The organism is Pseudoalteromonas sp. SWXJZ94C, assembly GCF_015864385.1.
In the GTDB taxonomy this organism is placed as follows: domain Bacteria; phylum Pseudomonadota; class Gammaproteobacteria; order Enterobacterales; family Alteromonadaceae; genus Pseudoalteromonas.
Genome location: NZ_JADYXF010000038.1, coordinates 13,805 through 32,428, shown reverse-complemented (window position 1 = coordinate 32,428; position 18,624 = coordinate 13,805). Strand labels below are relative to the sequence as shown.

The window sequence follows — 18,624 nt, the reverse complement described above, 5'->3', positions numbered from 1 at the left end:
TATGAGATAAAGAAAAAAGGTGTAGATAGAATTTTTATTTCTATTTTACTACTTTTTGCATATTACATATAAAGACGATAATAAAATTTCAGCAATAAAAACTTCAATAATAGCCACTTTAAAAAGTGCGTTTATTTATCTTAATGACAAGTATATTTTTTATATATTAATTTCAATGTTGACAATAGTTTCGCTTCTCATTTATCCTAGCAACACTACAGATTTATGGGACTAACTTATCAAATGGAACTGATACTAAATATAACCAGTTATCATAGACTCTCACCTGAAATTGAAGCTTCAAAAAAAATACAAGAAAACTTAATTTTTGGTCGTTCTGAATCATGCGATTGGCATCTACCAGACCCTGAAAAAATTATATCCAGTAAGCATGGCAATATTAAAAAAGAAGGTGATGCTTTTTATCTTTATGATAATTCAACGAATGGTATTTTTGTAAATTTTGCGGTTGCGCCATTAGGTGAAGGTAATAAACATCGTTTAGCTAATGAAGATGTACTAACTGTTGGCGACTTTCAAATTTCAGTGAAGCTAGAAGAGCTGCAATCAAGCTTTGCAAATGATGTACCTGCTTATTCAAAGCCTGACTTTGAAAGCAGCAGAGTGCAAGATAAACCAGTTAAATCATTCTCACAACCTCAGGACTTCTTGAACGAATCTATTTTGGATGAATCAATGCCTGAAATTTCTATGGTGCAAGAGTCATTCTCTAATTCAGTTGATAAAATACCTGAAGATTGGGATGATCTTTCTAGTCTAATGAATAGCGATCCTGCACCTGAAATAATATCTGCACCTGAAATAGCTCCAACTCCTAGGGTAGAAAGCGTTCAACCTCCAAAGGTTTCTAGCCCAAATAAAGTTGTATCAAATAAGCAAAAAACTAATTCAACTCCCAAGATTGTTAAGCAAGGTAGTTCAAATTTATCTGAGGCCTTTTTAAAAGGCTTAGGGGTAAACCAAGAGTTACAAAACACGCTAGACGATGAAGAACTTTGGTTTGAGATGGGGCAAAGCCTAAATTTGTTACTCACTGGCGTTATGGAATCGCTGCGTCAAAGAGCAACAGTTAAAAGTCAGTTGCGACTAAATCATACAATGTTTCAAACAAAACAGAATAATCCATTAAAGTTTTCTGCAAGTATAGATGATGTTATTCAGAATCTATTCATTAGAAATAGTGCAAGCTTTTTGAATTCTGAAGAATCGATTAAAGAAAGCTTTGCTGATACACGAAAACATGAACATGCTTTGATAGCAGGTGCAACCGGTACATTAAAAGGATTGTTAGAACAGGTATCTCCCACTCATATTAACCAGCAGGCTACTGATACGACTAGCGTACTAAGAATAATTCCTGGGCAAATAGAAGCTAAATCTTGGAAATTATACCAACAATTACACAATGATCTTTATCAAGAAATAAACTCAAAAGGCGCTATGGCTATGTCTGATGACTTTTTGAAAGCATATAATGATAAAGTTAAAGAAATAGATTAGAAAGGATCAAATTAATGTATAAAATCAGGCTCTATTTACTGAGTTTTAGTTTACTATTTTTAGTGTTAGGTTGTGAAACGGTTAATCGGTTTGTCCCACCTTCAACAGATTTAGCGATAAATGTGTCTAAAGATGTAAATCCAGATATATCTGGAAGACCTTCTCCTGTCGTAATGAAAATATTTGAACTGAGCTCAAGAGCAATTTTTGACACTCAAGATTTTTTCAGCTTATACGATAATCCTGAACAATTACTTGGGCCTGATTTATTAAAAAAAGATGAACTAGAATTACAGCCAAGTACTATTCAAAACTATAAAATGAGTTTAAATCGTAATACTCGCTATGTTGGAGTTGTTGTAGCCTATAGGAATATAGACCAAGCCAGATGGAGAGCCGTAATTGAGGTCGATCCTACTGGGTATGATGATATTGACGTGAATGTTGAAGCTATAGCTACATACATGAGAGAAAAATAAAAGGATTTATAAAATGAGTGATAACACTCGTGTTGCTTGGACTGAAGGAATGTTTTTAAGGCCGCAACACTTTCAACAATCAGATAAGCATATCTCCAATGTGATTAAACAAGTTTGCAATAGCAACCTTGTTTCACCTTGGGGAGTGGTTGATTTAAGCATAGATACAGAATTGTTAAGTACAGGTCAATTTGCTGTTGAATCATTATTCGCTATTACGCCTGATTTATTTCCTATAGAAATGCCTCAATCGGCGGCTTTACCAGAGCCTTTAATTGTTAGCAAAGATGTTTACGATCAAGTTATTTATCTTGCTATTCCGGCTTTGAAAAATAGTGGAGTAAACCTTTCTGATGCAGAAGATAAATCAGTAACTCGTTATAAATTACATGATTTAACTGTAAGCGATGACTTGTTAGGTAGCCAATCTCAAGAAATTATTCAAGTTGCTAAAGTACATGGCAAACTTATGCTTTCATCAGATGACCATTCTGGATATATAGTACTTCCATTAGCTAGAATAATTGAGGTATCGAGTGAAGGCGCGATTAAGTTAGACAGTAAATATATACCTCCTTGTCTAAAAGTTGGGTTAAACAAACCATTATCTAGTCTTGTAAGAGAAATTGGTTCAATGATTAAACAGCGCGCTGAAAATATCGCGGTAAGATTATGTCAAGGATATGCTGGTAGTACTTCAGTCGCTGACTTCATAATGCTTCAAACACTAAATAAATACGATGCTGTTTTTGAAAACCTATTATCTGCAAGTAATATACACCCAACAACCTTATACACTCGATTGATTGAACTAGCGGGTGAGCTTGCAACATTCAGTACGGTTAATAAAAGAGTTCCAACTTTACCTAAATACGACCATTTAAACTTAGGCGGTGTATTTAGTGAAATAGTTAGCTTTTTATATCAATCGCTAAGCCACGTAATAGAACAAACCGCAACAGAAATAAAACTCGAGCAAAGCAAGTTTGGTATTTCGTTTGGTGCATTGAAAGATAAATCAATCCTAAGTGCTGCCCAGTTTGTTTTAGCTATTAAAGCAAGCGTGCCACATGAAGAGTTACGTAAAATTCTGCCTTCACAAATAAAAATTGGTAGCGTTGAAACGATTCGAGACCTTGTTAATAATCAAATACCAGGTATTACAATTAGTAACTTACCTACGGCACCAAGGCAAATACCTTACCATGCAGGCTTTCATTATTTTGAGCTAAATATGCATGGAGAACACTGGGATAAGTTACGCTCAAGTGGAGGTATAGCACTTCACATTTCAGGTAATTACCCTGAGTTGCAACTAAGCCTTTGGGCTATTAGAACTTAACTTTAATAAGGAAGAGTTTCAATGGATGAAACCATTATCAAACCACGCCCTGGTCGATTAGGGCGTGAAGCCTCACAAAAAACAAGTGCAGATAATAATGCCGACAAGACAGTAATGTCGGTTGAGTCGCCTTCTACTAAATTACCAGAAAACTCTAAGGTTTCTATATTTAAAAATCCTTTAATGGAAGCTGCTACAGATTGTTTTTCGCTTGTTATTTCTATTAATCAATCAACAGAAATGAGTAATTTAGCCGCATTGAAGCACCGCTGTGTTGAAGCTATAAAACGTTTTGAAGGTGAAGTTAGAAATCAAGGTTTATCAAAAGATATTATTAATAATTCTCGCTATTGTTTATGTGCGATTTTAGATGAGTCAGTACTAAACTCATCATGGAGTTCAATGGAATGGGCTGATGAAAGTTTACTTTCTACATTTCATAAAGAAACGTTTGGCGGTGAATATTTTTATACTTTACTTGATAGTGCCCTTGGTCAACCTGAAAAAAACAAACAGTTTTTAGAGCTACAATACCATTGTTTTAATTTGGGCTTTAAAGGTAAATACAGACTTGATTCTACCGGAAGTAGTAAAGTTGAAGAGTATAGATCTCAACTATATCATTTACTTAATCAATTAGATGGTCCAATAAATAATAAACTATCACCAAATTGGAAAGAGCGAGTTGCAGCCGGCGTTGAATTAAGAAATCAAGTGCCATTATGGGTTATTTTTTCTGTTTTAGGTTTAATATTATTAGCCGTATACCTTTTCATTAATATGAGACTTAACAACGAAGTTTTTGAAATTAATGAAAGACTATCTGCTATTCACCCGCTGGCAAAAGAACAAACTATAGATACTAAAAATAATCAACTGTTAGTGCTAGAGCAGCTTATGCAGACAGAGATTCAAATGGGTATTGTGGCTATTACTAAAAATAATGATCGCATCCGAATTTCTATTAGCAATGAAAGCTTGTTTAATCCGGGGGAATCAACATTATTACCTTCATTTCAACCAATCCTCGAAAAGTTAGCATTAAGTTTAGAAGGCACTAAAGGACGAATTTTAATTACAGGTCACACGGACGATAGCCCAATTAGCACCGCAAAATATCCTTCAAATTGGCACTTATCATTAGCAAGAGCTACACAAGTTGCAAACTCAATGGCAAAAAGTACACATTTAAGTGGGCGTTTATGGCCTGAAGGTAAAGGCGCGGCAGAACCTATTGTCAGCAATTCTGATTCAGCTTCTCGGTCGTTAAACCGAAGAATTGAAATTGATTTATTATTTAAATGAGGTTGACATGAGTTTCTCGCAAAAATTTACAAAAATAAAATATGCTCTAACATCTCGAACAGCAATGCTAATTATCGGGTTTATTGCTTTATCGCTACTTATTTGGTTTGGTGGTCCTTTAATTGCTATTGCTGGGTATGTTCCTCTAGAGGGAGTTGCTTCTAGGTTTCTTACAATATTATTGATATTACTCATTTTTTCTGTGACAAAAATTTATCGTCTTGTGCAACAAAGTAAAAGAGATGAAAAAATGGCTGATGAACTAATCGATAATGAAAGTTCAAATAGCAATGAAGTTAACGAGGAAATAACCACTTTAAAAGCAAGAATGAGCGAAGCCATTGACTTGCTAAAAGATGTAAAGCTATTCAAAGGTAAAAATATTTACCAATTGCCATGGTATATCATGATTGGTCCGCCTGGTGCAGGTAAAACAACCGTTATACACAACTCAGGTTTAGACTATCCGCTTAAAGATAAGCTAGGGGTAGATTTAGTACATGGTGTAGGCGGTACACGTAACTGTGATTGGTGGTTTACTAATAAAGCAGTGTTAATTGACACCGCAGGCAGATATACAACGCAAAGCAGCCATGCAAAACATGACTCTCGTGCTTGGGAAGGCTTTTTAGGATTACTTAGAAAGTACCGTCCACTTAGACCGATTAACGGTGTAATGATAAGTATGGGCATCTCTGAATTGATGAACCAAACTAAAACCGAAAGAAACTTACATGCTCGGGCTATTAAACAGCGTCTTCAAGAGCTTCAAAATCAGCTCGGTATGACATTCCCAGTGTATGTTATTTTCTCTAAAGTAGATTTAATTGAAGGTTTTAGAGAGTTTTTTGGTGAGTTAACAGAAGAAGAATGCGAGCAAGTTTGGGGTGTAACTTTTCAGCTGGATTTAGACAAAGACAATCAGGTTGAAGCTTTTAATAAAGAATTTCACACTTTAATTTCAAAGTTAACTGAGATGTTAAATCGCAGACTAATTAACGAGCGAGATGAAGTAATACGCGCTAAGATTTTTGAATTCCCGAGACAGTTAAGAGTCTTACAAGGTGTAGGCTATGCATTTTTAAAAGAAATATTTACACCTAATGCTTACGAAGAGTTACCTATTTTTAGGGGCGTTTATTTAACAAGTGCAACTCAAGAGGGAACACCTTCTAGCTTTCTCAATGATGGAAAATCGGGTAAGTCAGATTATATTAACCAATCAAAAAGCTTTTTCATAAAAAACGTTTTAGAAAGTGTTATTTTTCCAGAACAAAACTTAGCAAGTACTAACAAGCATCATGATAAGCAAAATAAGTGGTTTAGAATTGGTTGTATATCGCTTGCAAGTATTGGCTTAGTTGTATTTTCTGTTTCTTGGTATTTTAGTTTTGCGTGGAATAGTAAGCTTATAGAGTCAACTAATGATGCGGTGACGGTTTATCAAGAACTAGATACAGCTTCATTTGATAGCAATAACTTACTGGTACTCAACGATAGATTAAATGCACTTAGAAACCTACCCGCGAGTAAAACAAAGCTTGTTAGTGAAGATGAATCATCTGCACTTGGTTTTGATAAGTTAAATGAAATAAGAGAAGCATCTGTAGATGTATATAGTCGTTCATTGCAAACTTATTTAGAACCATTTATTGCAAATACACTAATTAAAGAAATGGAAATACATCCAGATCATTTAAGTTATTTATACGAAACTTTAAAATGTTATTTAATGCTTTTTCAACCTGAATACTTTGAAAAAGAAGACATTATTGTATGGTTTGGAGCTTATTTAGAAAGAAACCTACCTGGTGATAAAAATACACAAACCAGAAATGAGTTAATGAGCCATATAGACACATTATTAGATAATGGTGTTAATCAGGTTGAAGTAGATGATCAGGCTGTAAGAATAGCTCGTTCTGAACTTACAAAGCTACCTATTGCTGAGCGTGCATATCAAAGATTACAAGCTGATTTTCTTGATAGTAGTATCCCTCCATTTAGATTAACTGACATTATCAGTTTTGAAAGTGCTCAAAAGTTTACTTTTCGTAATAATGGTGATTTAACAAGAAGTATTCCTGGGCTTTATACGTTTAATGGTTTTCACGGCATTTTCAATATTGAAAAAAGTAAGATGTTAGGTAACTTGATGGATAGCAGCTGGGTATACGGAGAAGAAGCTTCAGGGACTTATGATATATCAAAAGATGATATAGAGAAAAAGCTAGAGCAGCGTTACTTTCAAGATTATATTTTTTATTGGCAGTCATTCTTAGATGATTTAAGTTTAAATCAATATAGCTCACCGAGTGAAGGTGTACGCATAACTGACGTGCTATCAGGCTCTGAAACTCCTATTAAAAATATTATTAATGCAGTTCAAAAAAATGTTCAGCTTACACAGTTACCAGTATCCGAAAATCAAAAAGCGGCAGGTAAAGTAGCGGCAAACGCAGCTGAAATAGCAATGCAGACTAAATCTAATCGAATAAAAAGGTTTTTGCCTTCAGAGGCTCCTAGCTTTGATATCAAATTACCAGGACATCAAGTAGAGGAAGCATTTGAAGATGTTATAAATATTGACGCAGAGCAATTAGATGGTATTCAAAAAAATCTAAGAGAGCTTAATATTTATTTAACTAAGCTGGATAGAGGTGATCAACTAAGAACGTCAATTGAAGATCAAATAAACGGTAAAAGTAAACCGAGCTTTATTCGACAATTGGAGTATCAAAGTAAGGATCTACCATACCCATTTAACAGCTGGTTGCTTGATATAAGTAGAGATACTTCTAATATCACTAAAAATAGTGCAAACAGACACTTAAATGAAATATGGAAGAGCCAAGTACTACGAGAATATAATGCGGCAATTGTGGGTAGGTATCCATTCTCTCCTAACGCAGTTAAAGAAGTTAGCATGAAAGATTTTGCTAGATTTTTTGGACCAGATGGAACAATAGACAGCTTTTTTAATACTTACGTTGCACCAAGTGTTGATACAAGCTCAAGCCCTTGGAAGTTTGAAAAAGATATTGGTATCAGTGACCGAACTTTAATAATGTTTGAACATGCATATAGAATCAAAACGGCTTTCTTTGATGGCGGCAGTGAAACACCAAAAATTGAATTTGGACTGCGTGCAAAAAGGTTAGATAAAAATGTCTCGAGTATTCAAATCGTTGTTGATGATCAGCAACTGATTTACCGCCATGGTCCTCCAAAAATAATTAATTTTGTTTGGCCTAACCCTAATAATCAGCCAAAAACACGAGTGATTTTCACACCTCCTAACGGAGGGCGTTCAATTAATACAACGTACGAGGGTGAGTGGTCTTTTTATCGTATGCTTGATGAATTAAGTGAAAAAAGAAGTAAAACACGTGAAGACTTAGAACTTCACTTCTCATTAATGGGAAGTAACGCGGAGATAGAATTATTGCCTAAATCAATCAGGCACCCATTTTGGAACACGAGTGTAGAGAAGTTTTCATGTCCGACCCGATTATAAATATTGGTTATCTTGGCAAAGTCCCTAGTTTAGGTGACTTTGTGCAAGATAACATTTCTAAAGATTTTTCTGAACATTGGGAGCAATGGCTGCAAGCAGCTATTGCTGTTAGTAAAGAGCAAATAGGGGAAGTATGGAAAGATAAATACTTAACAAGCCCTGTTTGGCACTTTGCACTAAGCCCAAATATAATAGGCGAAAAAGGTGTAATGGGTACTCTTTTGCCCAGTGTTGATGCAGTTGGTCGACATTATCCGTTTACTGTACTTTGTACTACAGAGAGTCTTCCTACAGATATTCTTCATTCTGGAGTGCTCTCTTTAGATTATGAAGATGTTGTATTAAAAGTGCTCGATAGCTCAATAGACCTTTTCTCTTGGAGAAAGGAAGTAGCTAAAGCAATAAATGTAAAAGCGTTAGATAAAAAGCAGTTCATTCATCATAGCTCTGCTGATAAAGCGAAGGATGGAGAAGCATTTGAATTCTCTGGTACCGAATTGCAAGGTAATATCTTGCAAGAAGCAATGCATACCATGTTATATAAAAAGTATGGTAACTACAGCATTTGGTGGACACACGGGTCGTGCAATATTAAACCGATGGTACTTATATCATCGTCATTACCTCCAGTAAATCAAGTCGCAGCAATGTTAGATGGACGCTGGAAGCATTGGGAATGGAATCTGACACAGGTAAGAGACAGTGATGAGTAAATCAAGCTCAAGTTATGCAATTACTCATAGAGGTGCTGTTAGGCAGCTAAATGAAGATGCGCATGCAGAAGTTAATAGCCATAACCTATGGATTGTAGCTGATGGTATGGGCGGTCATGAAGCAGGCGAAGTGGCAAGCCAATTAGTTGTAGATGTTGTTAGAGCAAAGGCACAAGATTTTTCGGTAAATGAGCTCAGCCATATACATATTATTGAAGCGATAGAAGATGCTAATAAACAGCTTAATGATTATAGTGCCCAATATCTTGATAATAAAACGGCAGGAAGCACGGTCACGACGCTTTTTATAAAAGACGATAAATATTATATTTTATGGGTTGGTGACAGCCGAGCTTACTTATTGAGAAACGGTATTCTTGAGCAAATATCAAGAGATCATAGCCAAGTGAATGATTTAATCGATGAAGGTATAATTTCAGCTGAAGATGCTAAAAATCATCCTCTATCTAATGTTATAACTCGTGCTGTTGGTGTTGTTGATGAAGTGCAGGTTGACCTTATCAAAGGCGATATTCATGCTGGTGATATTTTCTTATTGTGCTCAGATGGTTTAACTGGCGAGTTATCAGATCAAGATATCTGTTTAGCACTAGAACCAAAAAGTATAATCGATTCTGGTATGGCACTTATGCATTCTTCTTTAGTTCGTGGAGCAAGAGATAATGTTACTTGCATATTAGTTCGGTACGATGAAATATTAAATGATGATAATCACGAAGTATTTAATTTAAAAGACGAAGCTACTATTCCCTTATTTACTAAACAGTAAACTATTATTTATATTCGATTATATAAGACTATATAATCGAATATATTTTGAATAAACAGAATTGTAACTAGGCTTGTAATTTAATATAAAGAATGTAATATGAAAAACGCCTGAATTCATGAGGCGTTACGGATAATTATTAGGACGACGGAATGTTTGTATTTGAAGAATATATTTCCCCTATCTCTGAGTCACAGTTTGCTGGAACTGATCCGCGTGCTGATGTCTCTCCTACGTCCACTTATTATTCCTTAAAAGATCTCAGAAACCAGTTACGCGCAGCCGAGCGAAATGCATTAGTTGACGAAGAAGGTATATCATCTTTAGCGCGAGATTGGCTACCTTTGCTTGAGCAGTGTAGCACTGCGATTAAAACCGAAAGTAAAGATATTGAATACTTAGCATGGTTAATTGAAGCATTATGCCGTATTTATGGCTTTAAAGGTCTCGCTTTTGGCTTTAACGTAGCGCGTTATTTGATAGAGAATCACTTTGATTCCTTGTATCCATCATTAGATGACGACGATGAAATCTCAGATAAAGTATCAGCTATTGTTGGTTTAAATGGCGCTGCGGGTGAAGGGACGTTAATAATCCCAATAAAATCTATTTATTTAACAGACAGTGTTAGTTTAGATAGCTTTTCTTTTTGGGAGTATCAACAAGGTTACGACATATCGCGTTTGAGTGAAGATAAACGTAGTAAAAAAATAGCACAAGGTGCTGTCGACTACGAAAAAGTAGAGCAAAGTGCGGCAGAAACAAGCATTGAGTTTTTTATAAACTTAAAAAATGATATTGAAGAGACGATAGAGCAATTTTCTTTACTTAGTATTGCACTTGATGAAGTTACTGGCTCACCGCAACCAACTTCTAATATTAAACAAGCCTTAGAATCAGGCTTAGCGGCTATAAATCATGTAGCAGCAGATAAGTTTGAAGCAGCTAATAAGGCTGCAGTGAAAGCTGCTGCAAAGTTAAAAAATACTCAAGCTGCTGAAACAGAAAATGAAAGTGAAGATGCACCAGCAACAAGTCCAACAGCTATTGCTAACGATGAAATAAATAGTAGAGACGGTGCAATAGATAAACTGAAAGAAATCGCACTTTATTTTAGAGAAACAGAGCCTCATTCGCCAATGTCATACACGATTGAGCAAGTTATTAGATGGAGTGAACTATCACTTCCAGAGTTATTAAACGAATTAATTACAGATAGTGATGCTAGAACGGGGTACTTTAAGTTGTCTGGCATTAAAATCAGCGAAACTGAAACATAAGTAAAGGGAGTTCTCTATGAGTAACAATAATAGTATCCATGATAAGTTAAAACGAGTTCGTAAGCCTCGCGTTCACATCACTTATGATGTTGAAACAGAAGGCGCAGAGGTAAAAAAAGAATTACCATTTGTTGTTGGTGTACTTGGTGATTTTTCGGGTGACAATACTGAAGTATTAAAACCATTAAAGGAAAGACGATTTATTCAAATAGATCGTGATAATTTTAATGATGTTTTAAAACGTATGAGCCCATCTCTTAGCTGGAGAGTAGAGAATACGTTAACAGATGATGGATCTGAATTTTCTGTTAATCTTAACTTTAACTCTATTGAAGATTTTGAACCGGCAGCGGTTGTAAACCAAGTAGAACCATTAAGAAAATTAATGGAAACACGTAATAAATTGCGTGACTTAATGACAAAAGTTGACCGCTCAGAAGAGCTAGAAAATGTATTGGAAGAAGTATTAAGTAATACAGCGAATCTAGACTCGATTGCGAAAGAACTAAAAATTGAGGAGACTGAAAAATGAGTACTGAACAATTAAGTACAGAATTAGAGTCAACCTCAGAGGTTAGTTCATCGCTTTTAGAGCAAGCTATTGGTGCCACTAAGCAAACTGAAGCTAGTCGTGCAGAAGAGCTAATTAAAACACTCACTGAAGAAGCATTAAAAGGCACAGTTCAGTGGAATAAAAACATGACTGTAACGTTTAATGAAGCAATTCAATTAATCGATCAAAAAATATCAAAACAACTTAGTGCTGTAATGCACAGCGACGAGTTTCAAAAACTAGAAGGTTCGTGGCGTGGTCTGCACCATTTAGTTATGAACTCTGAAACAAGTGCAACGCTTAAAATCCGAGTTTTAAATATGAAGAAAAAAGAACTTCATAAAGACTTGAGTAAAGCGGTTGAATTTGATCAAAGCGAAACATTTAAAAAGATTTACGAATCAGAATTCGGTACGCCAGGTGGAGAACCATATGGCACTATCGTAGGTGACTACGAGTTTACCAACCATCCTGAAGATATTGAAGCGCTAAGCTTAATGTCTAATGTTGCTGCTGCTGGTTTCTGTCCATTTATCTCTGCGTCATCGCCATCGTTATTTGGTTTTGATGATTGGGATGAATTAGCCAAGCCTCGTGACTTAGAAAAAGTGTTTGAATCATTAGAGTATACGAAATGGCGTTCATTTAGAGATAGTGATGACTCACGATTTGTATCGTTAACAATGCCTCGTTTCTTATCTCGTCTGCCATATGGCGCTGCTTCTCAGCCTGTAGAAGAGTTTAATTTTGAAGAATTTGAAGTTGAACCAAAAGCAGGGCGTGCTGTAAGTACTGATAACGAAGATTACTGTTGGAGTAACGCAGCTTATGCGATGGCGACCAATATGGGTAAAGCTTTTGCTCAATATGGTTTCTGTACAGCAATTCGTGGAGCTGAGGGCGGCGGTAAAGTTGAAGGTCTTCCAACGCATGTATTTACAAGTGATGACGGTGATCCTGATATTAAATGTCCAACAGAAATTGGCATAACGGATCGTCGTGAAGCTGAATTAAGTAAGTTAGGGTTTTTACCACTTTGTCATTATAAAAACACAGATTACGCTGTTTTCTTTGGTGGGCAAAGCTGTCAAAAACCAGCTATATATTCAACACCTGACGCAACAGCCAATGCAGCTATCTCAGCTCGCTTACCTTACCTAATGGCTACATCTCGTTTTGCTCATTACTTGAAAGTAATGGCACGTGATAAAATTGGTAGCTTTATGGAAGCTGAAGACGTTGAAGTGTGGTTAAACCGCTGGATATTAACTTACGTTAATGCTGCAGAGGGGGGCGGTCAAGATATCAGAGCGCGTTACCCATTAGCGGATGCTAAAGTATCTGTAAAAGAAATCCCAGGTCAACCAGGTGCTTACAATGCTATTGCTTGGTTAAAACCTTGGCTACAAATGGAAGAATTAACATCTTCTTTACGTCTAGTAGCTAAAATCCCAGAGATTGGTTAATTAACCAATCTTTAGCGTTAAGGATAATGCAGTAGAATGAATCACGAAGAGTTTTCATTTATTAATCAAGACTTTGACTTTCAACAAAAGTCACAGTCTCGCATAAGTGATAACGATGCTTTGTTAGAACGTTTTTTAAACGAAAAAAACCTCGATAAAGCATTATTACTTTGGCTTGAAGGCTCTTCTGATTCACCCCTTTCCTGGAAAAAAGAATCGTTATTACCTTATTTACAACGGGTGATAATCGAGTTAGACCAACAGATATCAAATCAATTAAATACTATTATCCACACTAAATGTTTTCAAAAGCTAGAAGCTCGCTGGAGAAATTTATGGTGGTTAGTATTACAAAATGAACAATACGACAAAGAAAATAAAGTAAAAATAAAAGTATTAAATTGTAGCTGGAATACACTTTCAAAAGACGTAAATAAAGCAATGGATTTTGACCAAAGTGCTTTTTTCCATTTGCTATACCAAAATGAATTTGATACCCCAGGTGGAGAGCCATTTGGGGTGGTAATCGGTGATTATGAAATAACTAACTCACCTTCTAATGGTGCAATATATAATGATATCGATACACTTAAAGAGATAGCAAGAACGGCTGCTGCTGCATTCTCTCCATTTATTTGTGCATCCTCTCCTAGCTTATTTGGTGCTGATAGCTTTTCTGATTTAAGTTACTATTCCGATCTTTTTAATCACTTTGAACAAACTGAGTATGTAAAATGGCGAAGTTTCCGAGATATGGAAGAGGCACGTTTTATTGGTTTAACACTCCCTCATGTTCTAGTAAGACCTCCTTATTGTAACGACGGAAAGCGTCACCAAGATTTTTACTTTAAAGAAAAAATACACAACCCTGAAACAGATATGTTATGGGGTAATGCTTCATTTCAATTTGTATCTACTCTAGTCAGAGCATATTGCAATAGTGGCTGGTTTGGTAACATTAGAGGGATTGAACCAGGTAAAGTATCTAAAGGTTTAGTAACGGGGCTTGCTCGAGATAAATTTAGTACGGACACCTATCAAAAAGAGGCAAAGCCACCCTTAGATTTAATTGTTACCGGTAAATTTGAAAAACAGTTTTCTGAACTTGGTTTTATACCTGCATCTTCTGTAATAAATACAGAGCATATTGTTTTTTACAGTAACGCATCGGCACAAAAAGCAAAAAATTATAATTCGAATTCTGCCAATATAAATGCAAGGCTGTCTTCAATGCTGCAATATATTTTGTGTGTTTCACGATTTGCTCATTATTTAAAATTATTAGCGCGTGATCGTATCGGCTCATATGCTTCACCTAGAGAATGCGAAAGAGATCTACAATCTTGGATTAATAACTACACATCAGCAACAGACTCTGCATCTGAGGGTATAAGAACGAAATATCCATTAAGTAATGCTCGAATAAAGGTCAGTGAAAATAGAGCAAATCCTGGGCATTATTTTTCAGTATTGCAGTTACAACCACACTTTCAATTAGATCAAATGGTATCAAGTATTAAGTTAGTAACAGAACTTAGTCCACATCATAAAATAAAGGAATAATAATGAAAAATATACATAATTTAGTTCGTGAAGGAAAACTATCTGATGCACTCGCTTGGTGTGCAACGCAACTTCAAGATGAGCCATTAAATTTTGATATAAGAAGTATTTATTCAGAATTATTATGCATAAATGGAGAGCTTGAGAAAGCAGATAAGCAACTTGATTTTATGGTTCAAAAAAAACCTGAACTTGCTGTGGGAGCTGTAAATCTTCGCCATTTAATACGAGCACAGCAAGCTAGGTTTGATTTTTATCAAGGTAAGGCAATACCGAAGCTTTTTCATGAAGCTAATGAAATTGATACTCTATTTTTACAAATGCACATGTCTTTACTTGAGAAAAATATCGACTTAGCAACTAAACAGTCTCAAGAACTAGAAGCGCTTCGATTAAAGCAATCTGATGATGCTTCGCATATAAGAGATTTAGATGACAGTTTGAGCCCATATTTAGAAGTACTTGGCACTAATGGTGAATTTTACCTTGCTAACTTTAATGAAATTGAAATGCTTAAAGTTGAACCTATAGAGTCTTTCCTAGAAAACATTTGGCTTAGAGTTGAAATCATTATAAAAGATGGTCCATCAGGCACAGCTCACTTACCGTTAGTATATGCAAACTCTACTACGGATATCGAAAAGCTTGGTCAGGTATCTGACTGGGAAGAACTTGGTGATGAGCTAACTATTGGTAAAGGCATGAAAATGCTATTTGTTAATGATGAAGCAATTACTATTTCAAATTTAAATATAAACTGTTTAGAAACAGCTTAATAAAACGAAATAAAAATGATAGAAAATAAGCAGCAACTTCAAGCATCAATAATAGACAGGCTCATAGATGATGAGCCTGACTTGCAAGATGCACCTTCACGAAATGAAGGTATCTCTATTAGTGAGCTTAGAAATAATGTTCGAAGAGATATAGAAGCTCTGCTTAATGCAAGAATTCAATGGCATACTTGGCCAACGCAATATAAAGAGTTGTCAACTTCGTGTTTATCATATGGTTTGCCCGATTTTTCGAGTATGTATGTTAGCTCTCATGAGGGGCGTACACTCCTATGCGAAACCGTCAGAGATGCAATTTTGAAGTTTGAACCACGATTTATTGAAGTTGAGGTCTTTACAGATGATGAAGTACCTCTTGATCGGGTTTTAAATTTACGTATAAACGCACTTTTGTATGCTGATCCAGAACCTGAATTTATAAGCTTTGATTCTGAGGTTGAACCAGTAAACTTGGGTATGAAGATTAGTGAGGCTTCCTTATGAACGATGAGCTATTAAAATATTACAATCGGGAACTCGCCTTTGTACGTCACTTAGGTAAAGACTTTGCTGATAAGTACCCTAAAGTTGCAGGGCGTTTAAAGCTGAGTGAGGATCATATAGAAGATCCACATGTTTCAAGACTTGTAGAATCATTCGCTTTTTTAACCGCAAATATAAGACAAAAGCTAGATGACAGCTTTCCAGAGTTAACAGATGCCCTATTAGGTCAAATGGTGCCAGATTATCAAGCTCCAATTCCTTCTATGTCTATAGTAAAACTTGAAGCTGAAAACTTATCGACCACAGGTATTGTTATACCTCGTGGCAATGAAGTTGAAACTAACGTCGAAAACATGAAACCATGTAAATTTCAAACCTGTTACGAAACTTATTTATGGCCTGTAGAAATAACGAATGCACAATTCGAAAACATTCCTTTTGTAGCACCAAAGCCTAAGTGGCCTGAAACAGCTAAATCAATTTTTAAGCTAGATTTAACCGGTGAATATAAAGGGGTATCTCTTGCTGAAACAGGGCTTGATACACTAAGAGTATTCATTAACGGTCAATGGCATTACACTTTAAAAGTATACGAACTTTTGTTTAAAAATTGTATTGGAGTTGCTTTTGATAATGGTGACGAGGGTGTTAAATACCTATCAAAAAGTCAGCTTAAAGCTGTCGGGTTTGGTACTAATGAAGCCGTTGTGCCTTATTCCGAGCGATCTTCATCTGGATATAGATTATTAGTTGAAAACTTTACTTTTCCTGAAAAATTTAGATTCTTTGACTTGGAAGGAATACGTTCATCACTTCCAAAAAAATCTAATAAATGCAGTATTTATTTTTATTTAGATTCAGAATCAGTAGAGCTTGAAAAACAAGTCGACAAAAACATGTTCTTACTTGGCTGTACTCCAATTATTAATTTATTTGAACAAGAATTAGAGCCAATCCGCCCCGAATTAAGTGAATACGAGTACAAACTTTCTCCGCGTTACATGGATTCAGAAATATCAGAAGTAATAAGCTTATTGGAAGTTATCGCTTTTGATCATAAAGGTAATAAACAAATAGTATCGCCATTTTATGGGCAAACGCATCCTAAATACCAAGGTCATAATGATTTGTTTTGGCACATTAGACGCGAAACTGCATTATGGGCTGGAGGCTATGTAGAATCAGGTACAGAAACATTTTTATCACTTGTAGATGCTTCCTTTGAAAATAGTGCAATGGAGTACGGTAGTGGTAATACAGTATTAACCATCCGAGCTAACTGCAGTAACAGAAATTTACCTGCGAGTATGCCGTTTGGGGATGATGAGCTTGGTTTACTTATGCCCGAACGTGGCGATGTAATAAAAAAAATCCGCTGTTTAATTCCTTTTACACACGCAGTTAGACCTGTTTTAGGTGATGCAACACGGTGGCAATTGGTCAATCACTTAACGCTAGATACTTTTAGCGGCGATGATGCTTGTAACAAACTTAAAGAAATTTTGCGTTTATATGATTTTAGAGCATCGCCTCAAACTAAAGGAATGATCGATAATATTTATCGTGTAATTATTGAACCTTCTACCGCAAGAGTGGTTCAAAAAGGGCGTGTAGGTTTTGCAGCTGGCAGCGACATAGAAATCACATTTTCTAGTGATGACTTTTCTGGAAGTGGCATGTTTTTCTTTGCATCTATTTTAGACCGCTTTTTTGCGCAATTTGCTGCTATTAATAGTTACACACGCGTTAGCTTAAAACTTAAAGAGCAAGAGCAAGTTTATTATCAATGGCCAGCACGAGTCGGTGACAGTCCTCTTTTATGATTAAACATTTAATTAACAATGGCTCACAAATAGACTTTTACAAAGCTGTTTTTATCATAGAAAATCAGCTTAAAAAGCATGGGCTCGAATATCGCTGTGTGGGATACGACAGCGCACCTAAGTTAGAGCTTGTTAAATTTACGGCAACGCAAAAGCTAGGATACCCTGGTAATGCAATCACTAAATTAGAAGAAATTGATTACAAAGACGGACTGCATAGAGTAAATATGCAAGTTTCTTTTATGGGGTTAACGGGTTGTGCTGGTGCTTTACCGCAGTTTTATACCGAGCTAGTTATGCAGCGACTTCGTTTTAAAGACACAACAATGCGTGATTTTTACGACATGTTTAATCATCGTTTAATTTCACTGTATTACCGTGCATGGAAAAAATATAAACCATCACTTAATCATGTAAACAAAGATAAAAATAAAGACCCTTATACTCAAATTCTAAGCCTTTTAAGTGGTGGAAGTAACGAACACCAGTTGTTTTTTTCAGGGCTATACAGTCGTAAAATTCGTAATGCTGCTGATTTACAAAATATCTTAGCATCGTATTTAAGCTGCGATGTGACCATTAAGCAAATGATAGGTCAGTGGCGTCCACTTAAAGAGCAAGAGCAAACATGCCTTGCAAGCCAAACACTATATGAAGGGCGTCATGCGCGTTTAGGTGTAGATACCGTAGTAGGTAAACGAATATGGGATATATCATCACAAATTGAAATTAACATATTGGCTAAAAATATCGATAAAGCGAAAGATCTCTTGCCTAACGGCTCTTTATTTAAATTAGCGAATAGCATAGTAAAAGATTATTTAGGTAATGCAGTACAATTTCGTCTAGTAATAGAATCTAATTTTGACAAGTTAGATGCTACACAACTCACTAAAAATAATTACCAATTAGGTTGTAGTAGCTTTTTAGTAGCGCAAAAAGATAAATTAAAAACTAACCCTACAAAGTTATCGTTTAAAGGATAATTAAATTTT

General features: G+C 35.6%; 15 protein-coding genes. All 15 read left to right on the top strand.

The features are described from left to right. Nucleotides 1-243 precede the first annotated feature (243 nt). The 15 genes from tagH (at nt 244) to tssG (ending at nt 18,615) form a co-directional block, all read left to right on the top strand. Entirely contained in the window at nt 244-1,521 is a 1,278-nt protein-coding gene (gene tagH / locus I6F65_RS15830; RefSeq protein WP_166112912.1) for a type VI secretion system-associated FHA domain protein TagH, read from the top strand. 14 nt (nt 1,522-1,535) lie between these two features. Continuing rightward, complete coding sequence (tssJ, locus tag I6F65_RS15825) at nt 1,536-2,000, top strand: type VI secretion system lipoprotein TssJ (RefSeq protein ID WP_166112892.1); 465 nt, start codon at nt 1,536-1,538, stop codon at nt 1,998-2,000. A gap of 13 nt (nt 2,001-2,013) precedes the next feature. Then, nucleotides 2,014-3,342: a type VI secretion system baseplate subunit TssK gene (gene tssK, locus I6F65_RS15820; RefSeq protein WP_197113821.1), complete on the top strand. Its 1,329-nt coding sequence runs from the start codon at nt 2,014-2,016 to the stop codon at nt 3,340-3,342. Between the two features lie 21 nt (nt 3,343-3,363). Further along, nucleotides 3,364-4,647, top strand: a complete 1,284-nt coding sequence (tssL, locus tag I6F65_RS15815) for a type VI secretion system protein TssL, long form (protein WP_166112886.1) — start codon at nt 3,364-3,366, stop codon at nt 4,645-4,647. A gap of 7 nt (nt 4,648-4,654) precedes the next feature. Further along, nucleotides 4,655-8,164 carry a type VI secretion system membrane subunit TssM gene (tssM, locus tag I6F65_RS15810; protein ID WP_197113803.1) on the top strand — a complete coding sequence of 1,170 codons (3,510 nt, stop codon included), beginning with the start codon at nt 4,655-4,657 and terminating at the stop codon, nt 8,162-8,164. Further along, the gene (gene tagF / locus I6F65_RS15805; protein ID WP_166112880.1) at nt 8,146-8,877 is read left to right on the top strand and encodes a type VI secretion system-associated protein TagF; all 732 of its coding nucleotides are present in this window, start codon (nt 8,146-8,148) and stop codon (nt 8,875-8,877) included. The genes tssM and tagF overlap by 19 nt, the downstream gene beginning before the upstream one ends. After that, nucleotides 8,870-9,667 carry a PP2C family serine/threonine-protein phosphatase gene (locus I6F65_RS15800; RefSeq protein ID WP_206018187.1) on the top strand — a complete coding sequence of 266 codons (798 nt, stop codon included), beginning with the start codon at nt 8,870-8,872 and terminating at the stop codon, nt 9,665-9,667. Before tagF ends, I6F65_RS15800 begins: the two co-directional genes overlap by 8 nt. Before the next feature lie 152 nt (nt 9,668-9,819). Beyond that, nucleotides 9,820-10,947 carry a type VI secretion system protein TssA gene (gene tssA, locus I6F65_RS15795; protein WP_197113800.1) on the top strand — a complete coding sequence of 376 codons (1,128 nt, stop codon included), beginning with the start codon at nt 9,820-9,822 and terminating at the stop codon, nt 10,945-10,947. Nucleotides 10,948-10,963: 16 nt separating this feature from the next. Further along, nucleotides 10,964-11,479 (top strand): type VI secretion system contractile sheath small subunit, encoded by a 516-nt coding sequence (gene tssB / locus I6F65_RS15790; protein ID WP_166112871.1) that lies wholly within the window; start codon nt 10,964-10,966, stop codon nt 11,477-11,479. Beyond that, the gene (gene tssC / locus I6F65_RS15785) at nt 11,476-12,966 is read left to right on the top strand and encodes a type VI secretion system contractile sheath large subunit (RefSeq protein ID WP_166112868.1); all 1,491 of its coding nucleotides are present in this window, start codon (nt 11,476-11,478) and stop codon (nt 12,964-12,966) included. Before tssB ends, tssC (I6F65_RS15785) begins: the two co-directional genes overlap by 4 nt. A gap of 36 nt (nt 12,967-13,002) precedes the next feature. Next, the gene (gene tssC, locus I6F65_RS15780; RefSeq protein WP_166112865.1) at nt 13,003-14,529 is read left to right on the top strand and encodes a type VI secretion system contractile sheath large subunit; all 1,527 of its coding nucleotides are present in this window, start codon (nt 13,003-13,005) and stop codon (nt 14,527-14,529) included. A 2-nt stretch (nt 14,530-14,531) separates the two neighbouring features. Then, nucleotides 14,532-15,305: a type VI secretion system accessory protein TagJ gene (locus I6F65_RS15775; protein ID WP_166112862.1), complete on the top strand. Its 774-nt coding sequence runs from the start codon at nt 14,532-14,534 to the stop codon at nt 15,303-15,305. Between the two features lie 15 nt (nt 15,306-15,320). After that, on the top strand, nt 15,321-15,806 hold the full coding sequence (gene tssE, locus I6F65_RS15770; protein ID WP_166112859.1) for a type VI secretion system baseplate subunit TssE: 486 nt from the start codon (nt 15,321-15,323) through the stop codon (nt 15,804-15,806). Next, complete coding sequence (tssF, locus tag I6F65_RS15765; RefSeq protein ID WP_166112856.1) at nt 15,803-17,629, top strand: type VI secretion system baseplate subunit TssF; 1,827 nt, start codon at nt 15,803-15,805, stop codon at nt 17,627-17,629. The genes tssE and tssF overlap by 4 nt, the downstream gene beginning before the upstream one ends. Beyond that, the gene (gene tssG, locus I6F65_RS15760; RefSeq protein ID WP_166112853.1) at nt 17,626-18,615 is read left to right on the top strand and encodes a type VI secretion system baseplate subunit TssG; all 990 of its coding nucleotides are present in this window, start codon (nt 17,626-17,628) and stop codon (nt 18,613-18,615) included. Before tssF ends, tssG begins: the two co-directional genes overlap by 4 nt. Nucleotides 18,616-18,624: the final 9 nt, after the last annotated feature.